At 56.5% G+C, this 13,124-nt stretch carries 16 protein-coding genes; 15 read left to right on the plus strand and 1 reads right to left on the minus strand.

Features of this window, described 5'->3' with window-relative positions; all coding sequences use genetic code 11:
* Positions 1–53: 53 nt before the first annotated feature.
* Both AACI_RS05870 and AACI_RS05875 read left to right on the plus strand, forming a co-directional pair.
* Positions 54–377, plus strand: coding sequence for a hypothetical protein (locus tag AACI_RS05870; protein WP_245530727.1), 324 nt, complete (start codon positions 54–56; stop codon positions 375–377).
* Complete coding sequence (locus AACI_RS05875) at positions 374–1,093, plus strand: replication-relaxation family protein (protein WP_012810558.1); 720 nt, start codon at positions 374–376, stop codon at positions 1,091–1,093. Before AACI_RS05870 ends, AACI_RS05875 begins: the two co-directional genes overlap by 4 nt.
* Before the next feature lie 111 nt (positions 1,094–1,204).
* On the opposite strand, the gene AACI_RS16915 is transcribed toward AACI_RS05875, so the two are convergent.
* Positions 1,205–1,342 (minus strand): hypothetical protein, encoded by a 138-nt coding sequence (locus AACI_RS16915; RefSeq protein ID WP_245530728.1) that lies wholly within the window; start codon positions 1,340–1,342, stop codon positions 1,205–1,207.
* Between the two features lie 15 nt (positions 1,343–1,357).
* On the opposite strand from AACI_RS16915, the gene AACI_RS05880 reads away from it, so the two are divergent.
* The 13 genes from AACI_RS05880 (at position 1,358) to AACI_RS05935 (ending at position 13,098) form a co-directional block, all read left to right on the plus strand.
* Entirely contained in the window at positions 1,358–1,654 is a 297-nt protein-coding gene (locus tag AACI_RS05880; RefSeq protein ID WP_245530729.1) for a hypothetical protein, read from the plus strand.
* A gap of 18 nt (positions 1,655–1,672) precedes the next feature.
* Positions 1,673–3,760 carry a carboxypeptidase regulatory-like domain-containing protein gene (locus AACI_RS16320; protein WP_012810560.1) on the plus strand — a complete coding sequence of 696 codons (2,088 nt, stop codon included), beginning with the start codon at positions 1,673–1,675 and terminating at the stop codon, positions 3,758–3,760.
* 79 nt (positions 3,761–3,839) lie between these two features.
* Positions 3,840–4,145, plus strand: a complete 306-nt coding sequence (locus AACI_RS05885) for an HU family DNA-binding protein (protein ID WP_245530730.1) — start codon at positions 3,840–3,842, stop codon at positions 4,143–4,145.
* Positions 4,145–5,086: a hypothetical protein gene (locus AACI_RS05890; protein ID WP_012810562.1), complete on the plus strand. Its 942-nt coding sequence runs from the start codon at positions 4,145–4,147 to the stop codon at positions 5,084–5,086. The genes AACI_RS05885 and AACI_RS05890 overlap by 1 nt, the downstream gene beginning before the upstream one ends.
* Positions 5,087–5,100: 14 nt before the next feature.
* Positions 5,101–6,270 carry an AAA family ATPase gene (locus tag AACI_RS05895; RefSeq protein WP_012810563.1) on the plus strand — a complete coding sequence of 390 codons (1,170 nt, stop codon included), beginning with the start codon at positions 5,101–5,103 and terminating at the stop codon, positions 6,268–6,270.
* A 39-nt stretch (positions 6,271–6,309) separates the two neighbouring features.
* A complete protein-coding gene (locus AACI_RS05900) occupies positions 6,310–7,326 on the plus strand; it encodes a ParM/StbA family protein (RefSeq protein ID WP_012810564.1) in 1,017 nt (338 codons plus the stop codon).
* A complete protein-coding gene (locus AACI_RS05905; RefSeq protein WP_245530731.1) occupies positions 7,326–7,940 on the plus strand; it encodes an EAL domain-containing protein in 615 nt (204 codons plus the stop codon). Before AACI_RS05900 ends, AACI_RS05905 begins: the two co-directional genes overlap by 1 nt.
* A 119-nt stretch (positions 7,941–8,059) precedes the next feature.
* Positions 8,060–8,437, plus strand: a complete 378-nt coding sequence (locus tag AACI_RS05910; protein WP_245530732.1) for a hypothetical protein — start codon at positions 8,060–8,062, stop codon at positions 8,435–8,437.
* A complete protein-coding gene (locus AACI_RS05915) occupies positions 8,421–9,572 on the plus strand; it encodes a ParA family protein (RefSeq protein WP_041707371.1) in 1,152 nt (383 codons plus the stop codon). The genes AACI_RS05910 and AACI_RS05915 overlap by 17 nt, the downstream gene beginning before the upstream one ends.
* An 11-nt stretch (positions 9,573–9,583) precedes the next feature.
* On the plus strand, positions 9,584–10,300 hold the full coding sequence (locus AACI_RS05920; protein ID WP_012810568.1) for an SAF domain-containing protein: 717 nt from the start codon (positions 9,584–9,586) through the stop codon (positions 10,298–10,300).
* A 61-nt stretch (positions 10,301–10,361) separates the two neighbouring features.
* A complete protein-coding gene (locus tag AACI_RS05925) occupies positions 10,362–11,744 on the plus strand; it encodes an ATPase, T2SS/T4P/T4SS family (protein ID WP_012810569.1) in 1,383 nt (460 codons plus the stop codon).
* Positions 11,745–11,761: 17 nt separating this feature from the next.
* A complete protein-coding gene (locus AACI_RS05930) occupies positions 11,762–12,643 on the plus strand; it encodes a type II secretion system F family protein (protein WP_012810570.1) in 882 nt (293 codons plus the stop codon).
* An 89-nt stretch (positions 12,644–12,732) separates the two neighbouring features.
* Positions 12,733–13,098, plus strand: a complete 366-nt coding sequence (locus tag AACI_RS05935) for a hypothetical protein (RefSeq protein WP_245530733.1) — start codon at positions 12,733–12,735, stop codon at positions 13,096–13,098.
* Positions 13,099–13,124 lie beyond the last annotated feature (26 nt).

Consider the following 13,124-nt stretch of genomic DNA (forward strand, 5'->3'; position numbering starts at 1 on the left):
TCGGGGCGGCGTTTTTGCCTTACACCACGAGAATTTGTGAGGAAGGAATCGAGATGGAATCATCATGGCGTGCAAAACCGTACACGCTGCACATCTACATTCGGGATCCGACGCTCATTGCGTGGCTCGAAAGCCTGCCGAAGCGCCAACGTTCTCGGGCGATTGAGGCGGTGCTGCGGCGAGGCTTGGAGCATCCCATCGTTGGGGGCTCCAATCTGGACATAGAAGATTGGGCCAAGTCAGTGGCGGAGGCCGTGGTGACGGCGTTCCAAGAACGAGGGTTGGCGATGGCCACCCAGCAGCCACAACCTTCTAGTCCGCCGAGTATCCCGCGTAACCCTGTGACGGCGTTCTTACAGAGGTGGGATTGGGATTGATTCTGGAGTGGCGAGACAGTGAATTTCCACCCGAGCAAAAATTGTTGGGCGTGGTGTATGACGCAGGGGTGATTCTCCGCACAGATCTCCTGTTTTTGCTGAATTGGACTCATGACATGCTCAAGAAATATGTGTATCGCGTCCGAAACGCGCATGCTGAAGCCCTTCTTCGTGGAGGGTGGACGCTGAACCGTTCTTCATACGCATATGTCCTGACTGAAGCGGGCGTGCGATATGTCCATCAAATGTTAGGAATCGACGGAAAACCCGTGACGATGGATGCGCTGTGGAGCCATGCGCTGGGGCTGAACGCGATCCTCATGCGTTATCTGCGGAAGCACGGATTCGATGGCGTGCGGTGGTTCAACACCCGCGAAGCCACCGACGAACTCTGGTTTCTGCGCAAGCTTGCCACGGGCGCCACGGACGCCGACTTGCGCGCTTCTTCGATTCGTCCCGACGCGGCTCTACGCACACCCCAAGGTTTTTGGTGGGTGGAATTTGATAACGCAACGGAAACGTCAAGACAATTATGGCGCAAATACCAAATGTACATCACCAATTTGTCTGACCTGGACGAGTCCTTTCGGCATGTCGTCTGGGTGACCAAGAACGAAGCGCGACAGCGGAGTATGGAAATGATTTGGACACAGATGCCCGAGAACCATCTACACATGGATTTTTTTGTCGAAGGCAAAGAAACGTTCGGCGAATGAAAAAGTGTGGAATGGTTGTAGAAAAACGATACATGTGCTGGAGAATCATGGTCTCCTGCCGGATTCGATCTTGGCTGGAGTGATGCTCGATTGCGAACTGAATTCGTCTTGCTAGAATTCAACACCGCCGCCGTGCTCTGCATCTTGGCGGTATGCGCTGTGACCGACATCCTTTACCGCCGGGTGAGTGAGACGAGCCTCGTGGTTTTCACCATTGGGATGCTCGTGATCGATGGTGCGGTCTTCCATGCCTCTTGGTGGCTGATGATTTCCATGCTCCTCTGCGGTGTAAGCCTCGGTGCACTATGGTGGATGGTGGATCGTGACCACGCGCTCGGGGATGCCGAGATGGTCGGGGTGATGGGGATGGGGCTTGGGCCGTTGGCCTTGGTACCCGTGCTTCTCGCACTCGTAGCGGCTCTGGCATCGCGCCCACTCTGGCCTGTTCTCGCGGGTCCCCAAGTGCAGAGCGAAGAACGACGCTTGGCGCCTCTCGGCGTCTATTTCTTTCTCGGCTTGGCGTTGACCGTTCTCCTCTTTCTGGCTGTTTTACGGCCATAACAGAAAGGAGGCAGGCTCATGAAAGGGTGGCGTTGGCGCAAAGCGGGACCGGACCACATGGTACCGCGAATCATCCTCATTCTATCAGGGGTATTGCTTGCAAGCGCGGGTGCCACGGGTCTATGGGTGTTGTACGCCCATGGCGGCAATCGACAGGCGGTTGCGGCAGATAGCATGGCCGAGGAGCTGTGGGGTCAGCACATCCCGGCGTACACCGTGAGTGTGCAAAACGGCAACGGCTCCGTGCAACAGACGGGCATTGTGGGCATGCAAGTGTCGCTGTCTGCCAGTACACAACAGGCGCAGGTTGGGCAAAGTGTGACGTTGACCGCCACGGCGAGCGAGGACGTCAGCGGATATGAATTGGCCATCTACGATGTGACTTCTGGACAATGGGTCGGACAGGCGGTGACGAGCGGTACTCAGGCGACCGCAACCGTTTCACAGACAAGTCCGGGCGCTCATCAATATGTCGCCTACATTGGAAGTAATGGCAACTCACCTGTCGGCGCCTCATCACCTGTGCAAGTCACTTGGAATGCGTTTCAAATGGATTTGCAAGCTTCAAATACGAATGTGTTCCCTGGGCAGCCTGTCACGATCAGTGGGCAAGTCATGTCGAACGGATCGGGCGTACCTGGCCTTCTCGTATCCGTTTCCGCAAACGGGGGCAGTGTGTCACCATCACAAGTTACAACGGACAATAACGGAAATTTCACGGCAACGTTTACGCCGTCGGCTGCTGGGACTTATACGATCACAGCTACCTGCCTTGGTCAGAGTGCATCCACTTCGGTGCAAGTTCGTCCTGCATTGTCGGTGTCGCTCCAAGCCAGCGCTTCCGATGTAAGCATCGGTCAAGATGTCACGCTGACGGCCACAGTAAACCAGGACGTGGCACCGTATGCACTCGACATCTTAGATGAAACCACGGGTCAGTGGGTGGCTGGACCGGTGACGAATGGAACCACCTTGACGGCAAACGTTTCGCAGTCGACACCGAGCACACACACGTATGTGGCCTTTGTTGGAAACGCCAATAGCACGTCCGGAACGCTTGCTCAGTCAACAGCGATCCATGTAACCTGGTATCCAATGTTAACTGTGGGATGGAACACATCGACTTGGCCGCCGTCCTTGACGATCACCGGATATGGGTTTGGGAATACCTCTCAAGTTACACCGGGGATGTTGATGATCGATGATCCGACGCAAGGATGGCGAGCGGGGCATCCTGGGGATGCGGTTCAGCCACAAGTCCAATCTTGGACGAACACGGGGATTGTCGTATCAGGGTTTGCGGGCTATGGCCTCTCCGATCAGACCAATTGGACGGATGGGAATGGAAGCTGGGTCTTCCGACCTGGCGATCAACTGACCATCCAAGTGGTGAATCCGCAAACTGGGACCTCTCAAAGCACGAACGTGACGTATCCCACGTCGGCTTCGATGCCAACGGTCACAATCAACCCGATATCGCTTGCGCCGGGTGCACAGACCAACATCACGGGTCATGTGTCTTTCAATGGCCAGCCTTTGGCGAATCAAGTGGTGAATGTCGCTGTGTCCGCAGGAACACTTGGAGGCACAGCGTATGTGAACAACGCAAGCGAGCATTTCGTCACAACGGATGGCAATGGAGACTTCTCCATCCCATACACGGCACCGCAGCAGGCGGGTTCGGTGCAGGTCATCGTGATGGCTGACGGTGTGACGGTGACTCAAACGATCTCTGTAACGGCACCGCAGACCATCACCGTGTACAGCGGGGCTCCGTTGCCTACACCTACGCAAGACTTCTATTTCACAATTCCACCCACAGCAAACAACACGTGGACGCTGTACTTAGACATTTGGAATGCACCATCGTGGACCTATGTGTATCTGCGCAATCTATCGACGGGGCAAATCATTCAAGTTACGCCGACGATGGCTACGAATGATAACAGTTGTCCGAATTTCTGTTACGGGAATGCGTCTGGTGGATTTGGAAATACGACGCCCTACACCTATATGATTCCTGTGCCACTCACACCGGGTACGTGGGATCTCTACGATTCAGGGAGCTATGGATACATTTCATTGATTCAATTCGCACAAAACTAAGAGACGATCTGGTCCGATCCCCATATGCTTTGCCGCCTACGGGCGGCTTTTTTTGTGTTGCCTTACAGGTCTCGAACGAATGAGAGATCTTCTTGAAAAGGAGCGAGAGCTCGTGAACAAGGGTGAACTGGTGGCGGAAGTTCAGGCAAGGGTGGGCTTACCCAAGTCTCAGGTGTTACAAGTGCTCAATACGTTCTGCGAGGTGACGACGGAACGATTGCAAGCGGGTGAAGAAGTGTCCTTACCGCCCCTTGGGAAATTCCAGTACGTGATGCGCTCCGCGCGTCGGCAACGGAATCCTCAGACCGGCGAGATGATCGACGTTCCCGAAAAGGCCACGGTGCGCTTTCGGCCATCCGGGGCTTTGAAGGGGCGTGTGAACTGATGCGCGGGTATTTGTCGCTTGGAGACCACCACGCGGAAGCATGGATTCGCGCCATGCTCCCGCAGGTGGAATGGGTGGAAGCACCACAGGGGGCGGAATGGGCATTGGTCACGCAGATTGCTGCCGCGAAAGCTGCGCTGCAAGCGCAGGTGCCCGTGAAATTGGTTGCGGGCACGCAGCGAATCGTAAAGAAGGCTCGGCAACTGGGTATCCCCGAGGAACGCATTCTCGCCGTGCCGATGCAGGATCGGCTCACCGCCTCGCAAGTTCTGGCGTTTCTACTGCGCGATTTCGAATCTCCCCCTGTGCGATGCAAGCCAGTGCCATTTCGGCTGCAAATCGTGTCAAGCCGCCAAGCGGGCGGGACGTTTATGGCTTGGAACCTGTTTCACGTCCTTGTGTCTCGCGGTGTGAAGGCGAAGCTCCTCAGCGCTTCCAGTGCAAGTCCACTCGCAACCTGGGTGTCACCACCTTATCGCGACATCGTCTTTGGCACGACGGAGACAGAAGGCGGCGAGGTCTGGGTCATCGATACATCGGACACGAACGTCGTCGTAGACACGGATGCCGTGATTCTGGTGCAGGACTGCGATCCCGCCAAGGCGCTCCCCATCATGCGCGACGACAACTATTGGCTCGTCATCAACCGTGTGCCGATGGGCTTGGAGGTCGAATCGGCAGCCCATCTCATCGTCCCTGATTTTGGCGCGGCAGCTTATGAAGCCATGACGACAGGGGTGCCGGTGGCAGCTCAACACGCTTCCTTCGCATCGGCGCTCTGGGAACTATGGCTCGCCATGGACGAGGATGTACACGACATTCGGCTTGAGGTCGATCTTCAAGTGGCAAATCAAGAAGGGTCGCAGGAGGCGTTTCCCGATGAACAGAGAGCCTCTCGCGAGCACGAAGCCGAGGTGGTCGGCTTCGTGCTGGATGAATGAAGGGAGGTGGACACGTGCTGGCGCTTCTTTGTGCGAGCTCATCCGAAGAGATCCTGGCACAGTGTGAAGGGATTTTAGACCTGCGTCTTTTCACCACCATGTCCGAATTACGACGATACGCGGCCATAGGGGATGTGGAAGGGATCCTGATCGATGCGCGATTAGGCGTAACCACCGCCATTCGCGAACGGCTACCCCAGATTCCGATTTTCGAATTCACCTTACCATTTGACCTGTCGGCGGTGATGCGGTGGACGGAGCAGATGCGCAGCCAACGGACGAGCGAAAACCCGCAGCCCGTCGCTACGATGGAGAACGTCGAAGTTGCGCCGTCCGCCACACCTTCGTCGTTGCCGCCGATCCAGGAGGCTAAGCCGCCGTATGCAACCGTAACCCTGAACGCAGTTGAAGGATTTCGACACACCGTGACGCCTGGGGTTCGTCGGCGAACTGTGCCTGTCATCATGCTGGACAGTCCCAAAGGGGGTGCGGGGCGCTCGACGCTCGGTGCGCACACGGCATATTATGCCGCGTTGCGTGGCAAACGTGTGGCGGTGATTGACCTCGACATGAACGGTGACATCGCACAAAAGTTTGGGTTCGCAGATGCTCCAGATGTCCGGGGATGGCGAGGTCGTTCGGTGGAAGAAGCCGTTCGAGACGGGATCTGTCTGGTTCATGAGTCCAGTGTGCACATCTTCCCATCGCCGCAAAGCCCGGAAGTCGTCTTGCAAGATCCGACAGATGCGGAGTATCTCTTGAATCTGTGTCTTGAAGAGATGGACGTCGTTCTGTTGGACATGCCACAAGGATGGACACCGATCCATCAAGCGGTACTGCCCTATACGACGCAAGTGCTTTTCGTGGTGGTGCCTGCGGTCGATCAACTCGCTCGGATCCAGGAGCATGCAGACAAGCTTGTGTTTGCGGGGTTGTCGAACCATGAGGTGGCACCCATCCTGAACAAAGCCAAAAGGGTTCGGGCCGATGAGCGCGCGATGCAACACTATCTGTTGCCGTTTTCGATCCGCTCGGTGGTGCCGTTCGATCCGACGATTGACAAACGCGGAGGCGTGAATGGCAAACGGATCGTTCAGGCCATGCGGCCATTTTGGGACGAAGTGCTGGGATGGTCTGCAACGCGAGAGAGGCGGCGGTGGTTTGGATTCCTGCGCAAGGCATGATTGCCCTACAAGCTGCGCAAAGTCAGAGGAGGTGCGCTCATGGTCATCGGCGTGGATCTCGGCTATGGATGGGTCAAGGCGACGAATGGCGAACGTTCGAATCGGTTTCCGGCGCTTGTGGGTGAGGCGCATGAACTTCTCTTGTCCGACCTGTTTGGCGTGCCGGAATACGACGTCCACATCGAGACGCCTTTTGGAAGCCGCCGCGTCTTTGTGGGTGAGTTGGCTCGCCAAGAAAGCCAAGCGGCTTGGAACCTTGCAACGAAGAAGTTTGAGGATACGGACACCGAGGCGTTGTGGCTCACGGCATTGGCGCTTTTCGCAAGGGACGGCGAACCGCTGGATGTCGTGACGGGATTACCGCTTGCACATTACGAGGCACAACGGGCAGCGCTTCGAGAGCGGCTCCTGTCGCTGCGCGGACGTGTCACAATTCAAGGCCGAATCGTGGAAGTGGAAGCGCGAAGCGTGCGGGTCATTCCTCAAGCGATGGGGGCGATGATTGCAAGTCTCTTGGATCCGGCGACGTTGGAACTGCGTAACCCGGCATGGACGGAACACGGTGGATACCTACTCTTGGTGGATGTGGGGACGCGAACGACGGGGTTTGTCACGTTTGAGACGCAGCCGGAGTTGCGCCTCATGAACCGCTTGTCAGACTCTGTGGACGTGGGCGTCCATGACCTGTATGTGGCGTTGGCAAGCGTGTTTCGGCAGCGGACCGGCGAGACACCGCCTTTGTCCGACGGCCTGTATGACGAATTGTACGCGCGCGGTGAAGTGTTCTATGGCGGGCACACTGTGTCGGTCGAGCCGGAGCGGTCGCGGCACATCGAGCGGATGGGCGGACTTATCGTTCGACGAATCCAAGAGCACCTAGGCGCGGAGGCTTTGAAGCGCGTACACACCGTGTTTGTCGCAGGTGGCGGGTACCGAATCGTCCAAACGACGCTGCAACGGATGTTTCCACGGGTCGTCGTGGTGCCCAATCCCCAAATGGCCAATGCGGAAGGCTATCGCCTTTATGGGTTGACGCGCGCCGGGAGCGGGAGGTGATGGCCGTGTCTTTGCGTAAACAGCCCATTGTACGTTTGATGGATCGGTCGACCTACGGCCATGAGATCCTGTTGGCGCATCCGAAAGATACCTTGGGACTCATGGCCGATGCGGGCTTGTTGGTCGATCTGGATCGGTACATTGTCGACACAGCTCTGCATCTGGCGCGAACCCAGCAAACCAGGGTGTTCGTCAACGTCACGGCGGAGCTTTTGGCAACACAACATTTACCTTTTGCCCCGGACGATGATTTGACGGGACTTGTCCTTGAAATCACCGAACGCAGCCGCCTCGACATCGAGGCGGTCGCTTCGTATTTGGCACCCTACCGAGAACATGGATTGCGGATCGCTTTAGATGATTTTGGTAATGGCTTCAATGGATTACTGCGGTGGACAACGTTGCGACCGGATTTTGTGAAAGTTCGCCTGTCGAGCGGAATGGAGTTCTTTCTCCCCTTGATCATGGACGCTGCGGCGCAGCTCGAGGCGGAGCTTGTGGTTGAAAGAGTTGAAACCCATGAACAGGATATGTGGCTCAAGAAGTTGGGTGTGACGTACGGACAGGGGTTCTTCTACGGGCGACCGGTCCCGATGGAGGGAGGCGCAGCATGAGGAGCGTGGGTTTCGCAGGATTTGCGAAAAGTTTCTTGGCATGGAACTTGGCCGGAGTCGTGCCGCACTGTGTGATTTACGCAGACCCTCGATCGCCCTATCGCGTATGGAATCGGCGTATGCTCGTGGTCGAACGATGGGCTGACGTCAAACGAATGCATCCTGAACCCGAATGGGTTTGCATCGACCATGAGGAAGCAGAAGTGACGCCGGACATTGTGATCTACGGTGTAACCCCTGACCTTGCACGCATCGAAACTGCGCTCGGGGCCAAACAGCAAAGCTTACGTCCCATCTTGTTTGTGCTCGTCGGGTATGAGGAGGCAGGGGTTCCGTGGCTATTTCCGCCAGCGTTCCAGCCAACCATCGTCGTGCCGTGGGACATGCGTCAGGCGACATCTCCGTTGGTCGGCGAGCCGTTGACTCGTCGCGATCCGGTATGGAGGGCAAAGTTCGAGCAACTGTGGGAGGCGATACAGCATGTGGCTGGTATTTGACCATGATCCGGTGCGCGGCGAGCGACTGAAACGCTATTTGGAACGTCAGGGCATCGCGGTTCATGTGGTCTCCAATGAGGATGCTATGCCGGGCCATACCCGGTCGTTCACGCTTGCCTTGTTTCTCGACACATGGAACGAAGCGACCGTGCGTCGAGTGAAAGAACAATTGGGACTATCGGTTCTTTACTGCACCATCGACACGATCACTCGTGAACGATATGCGGAGCTGTGCCAAGCGGGTTATGACGACGTCGTGCCGTATCCTCCGGCACCGGACTACGTACGGCATTGGGAACGCAAAGCAGACGAGGACCAGGGCAGGGTGACACTGGAATCTCTCGTGAGTCGACCGCGGAAATCGTCGTACACCGATTTTCGTGAGACAAAACCATTTGAACATCTCAGCATCGCGCCTAGACGTGCCAAGGTCATCTGTGTGACCGGCGTGAAAGGCGGCGTGGGAAAGACGACGCTCTCGGCGCTCATGGCCAGTGCACTGATGGTCAAGGGCAGACGCGTGGTCTTGGCGGAGCTTGATCCCAATGGAAATCTGGCCGGACTCTTTCGGACAGACCGCACGGTGACCGCGGATCGATTTGAGACCTTGCCAGATGCGCTCACAGATCCGGAGCTTGAGCAGAACATGATGCGTACAGCGGGCGGATGGTGGCTCATTCCGAAAGGTGAGCGCCCGTTGGGGCTGAGCCGCGACGGCGCAGAGCGCTTAATCCATCTTACTGGGCAGTACGCGGACTACGTGGTGCTCGATACCCATGCCAGCCAACTGATCTCGACTGTGGTGGCACTGCAGGAAGCGGACGTCGTCTTGGGCGTCACGACGCCCGATCGAACCACGTGGACGGACTTGCGACCGTTTTTGCAACAAGGTGAGCGTCCTGCGTACTTGATTTTGAACCGCGTTCGGGAACGGCCTCGACGCGCCGCGGACATCGTCGCTTTCCTGGAACGGGAAATCGGCTATCGCGTGGTCGGCGTCGTACGTGAAGATGATGGGATGTACAAGCGTGTTCAACAGGGATTGGCGCCGATGGGTTCACGCAAGACGAACGCGGAGATTCAACGCATTCTGCGCGCGGTGAGCGTTCTTGATACGTCAACGAAGTCCAAATGAGGGGTGAAACCATGAAGCGAAGTGCGTTTCTCTTAACGGGTGTTGGATTGGCGGTCATTGCAGGCGGGCTGTTTGCCGTGGGATACAAACTGACGACAGACACGGTGCCTGTCATCACGGCAAAGACCTATATCCCGGCGGATACCCCGGTCAACCCTTCAGAGCTTGGGACGGAACAAGTGCCAAGAATGTTTGCGCGACAGATGGGAGCTATCACGAACGAGCAGTCGCTTGCCGGGCGCTATTTGTCGGTGTCTGCGGTGCCGGGCGAGCCCCTCACGATGAACATGGTGGCCACGGCCGATGATTTGCAAGCCCTGGTCACGCAATATGCGCAAGCCCATCATGTCCATGGCGTACTGGTGGATTATGCGGCCAATTCAGCGCTCGCCAACGCAGTACAGCCAGGGCAGGACATTGCACTGGCGATCAACCCTTCAGGACAAAATGCGACGCCCGAACTCTATCCGGTGCATGTGTTGGCCGTATCGGCACCCCAGCAGCAAAGCAACTCGCCGCTCAACATCAACAACAATAGCGCCAGTAAGACGCTTTATCTCTTCGTCCCCACAAGCGAGTATGACCGGATAGCACAATCTATCTTATCCGGCTCGGCGCGTGTGGTATTCTTGCCGAATCCTTCGACAGGAACTGCTTCTGTGCCGAACGCAACTGTCGCGCCTTCATCTCCTCCCAAAGTAACGATGCCGAAGATGAACCAACATTGACGCCGTGCGACCGCCCTTCGTAAGGAGGGGCGGTGGATTGGTTTGGAGGTGGAACAACTCCATGAACAACAACATCGTGGAAATCGAACGTGCACAACGTGAAATGGAGATTACATTGGATGACAGACCTTCCGTTGAGCGACTTGCTCAAGAAGCGCAACCCCATATCGAACGACTGATGGCGGAAATTCGTCGGCGAAACGAATGGTGGCGCGATTTGCCGCCTCGTCGGTCGGCCTACGCATATCTTGGACGTTTGGCAGGCGAAATCAGAATTCCCCACGCCTTTCGCGAATACGTCATCACAACTGTCCTGAACGACATGTATTCGTATGGTAAAATCCAGCGTCTCATCGATGATCCCCTCGTTTCGGACATCCAGATCTACGGAGATTTCGGAACGTTCTACATCAAAGCTGGCAAGCGTTACGAGTCCACCGAGGGGCGCATGACGAACGACGAACTGTATGCGTTCGTTCAAAAGAAGTTGTCAGGCACGAATTATCACTTTGACCTCTCACAACCTTCTTGTGATGCCATCTTGCCAGATGGATACCGCATGCACGTAGTTGGCGGCCCAGCAGGATGGACGCTGCCCGAGGATGAGGACGGGAGAAGACTTGAACGAGATTGCCTGATCGTCACCATCCGCAAGCCATTGCGGAATTTCACGTTGGAGGAATTACGCGATCTCCATACGTTGGATGACAACATCCTGCTGTTCTTCGAATGGATGCAACGGCTTGCACGTCCATTTCTTGTTGTCGGCGGCACGGGCTCATCCAAATCGACGCTCATGGCGGCACTGTTAGGCTTGGTCCCACCCGAACGCATGTCTTGCATCATTGAGGAAATGCCGGAACTCCAACCGCTTTGCCCGCGTGCGGCGCGACTGTACGAACGTGCGCCCAATGCGGAGGGAAAAGGCGCAGTCCGTATGGACCAACAAGTCGTCAACACCCTGCGCATGCAGTTCGACAACGTGTACATCGGGGAAATTCGGACGTCGCCCGTAACATGGCAGTTCTTTCAGGCAGCATCGACCGTAACCTACCAGACCGCAAGCACGTTTCATGTTCGCGGTTGGCCAGACACGGCGGCAGCACTCCGAAGGCTCGCCGCGCTATTGTCAAGCCACGACTCCAGACCGACGACCACGATGGTTGGCGATCTCATCACCATGGGCGTCCGGCACATGATCGGCATGATGTCGGTGCCGGAGAAGGGCGGAAAACGTGTGGTCGAGATCTCGGAGATCCTGCCGTTCGAACCGCAGGAACGCCGCATCCCCTACATTGTGATTGCAGAATGGGAGCCAAAGACAGATACATGGCGCTTCCATGGCATCACTGAGGCCATGGTGCACGAGGCCGATGTCCAGGGTTACACGATTTCGGGACTGCCGGTTCAAGCCAACCCAGAGATCCGATACGTTTATCTCTGAGATCGGGAGGGGCCAACGTGATTTGGCAACTGATCGGCGTGTTGATCGGGCTTTCGCTCCTGTGTTTCTTCATGGAGGCCGACCTACGCAAGGCGCATCAAGAATCGTTGTGGATGGCTTCCATCCGTGAACGTTATCGCCCAGTGCGACGCCCAATACCCGCCCTCGAACGATTGACCTATGAGATGCGTGAAGGCGGCGTTCGCCCAGGAATCCTCATTGCGGGGACCGTCATAGGTTTTGCCGTTGGAGCGATTGTCTTGTCGTTCGCGGAAAAATCAGTGGTGTTTGGCATCCTCGTGAGCCTCGCGGCGTCCGTCGCGGTGGCGGTCGGGTGGATACGGCGTCGGTATCGGAAGCAAAGACGCGCGCTCTTCGACGCAATCCTCCGCGAAGCCATGCCGATTGCCATCACCACGTTACGCGCGACAAATCGTTTGGAAGCGGCGTTTGAGGACGTGGCACGTATTGCGCGGGATAAGCGCCTGAAAACGGAATTTGACATGCTCGCGAAGACTTGGCGCGGACTTCGAGTCACGCCAGAACAAGCGCTCATGCTCGCAGCGTCGAGGTGGGAGATTGAGGAGATTGTACAACTCGCCAAAGCGACAGAGGAAGCTACCAAGTATCATGCCGATTTGGCTGAACTATGGCTCAAGTATCGAGAACAAATTGAACGAGATGAGGACAAACGTCGGAAACTTCGGGCTAAAACACTCGCAGGTCGTAGAAACGGCCTCATCTACGCAGGAATCGTTGTGTCCATGTTCGGACTTGCCTATCCTCGCGTGCAAAGATATATGACGCCGCTTGCACACATTGGTTTTTGGGTGGTTCTTCTGATCATGCTCACATGCACTTGGGTGATCTGGCGAACTGGAGAAGTGATCGAGGTATGATGGCGAGTCCGAACATGGAGGAATCCTTCCAACAATGTAAGCCAAGAGGGGGCAAATCCGAACGGCTCACACGACATTATACGGTCACCGTGAAAAACGGCGTGGCGGTGCTGCACCACACGCCGTTTTCTTGGTGGCCGTGGTATTGGATGGACAAGGACAAGTTTCTGCGAGAGCGCCTGCGAGCGTATCGAAAACTGGCGCAGAGCGGGCGAACGGACATCCGCGAGGTGCGCGGGTATAGTCTCTGGATTGAGTATGCGCGGGACGGATTTCAGCAGCACGAGGAGCCTGTGCAGTTCTGGCGTGACCAGATGGGGCTGATTTTTCTCTGGCTGTTCAATGTCCACAACTGGCGCGTGAGCCGCATCCCAAAGTTGATGCGCCTTCTCCACCGGGAAGTCGTCCACGTGGGGACGATGGATTGGGCGACGTTTGTCGAGCGCTTTGGGTGAACCGGGACGTACTCAGGAGGGAGCAT

This window comes from Alicyclobacillus acidocaldarius subsp. acidocaldarius DSM 446 (assembly GCF_000024285.1).
In the GTDB taxonomy this organism is placed as follows: Bacteria; Bacillota; Bacilli; order Alicyclobacillales; family Alicyclobacillaceae; genus Alicyclobacillus; species Alicyclobacillus acidocaldarius.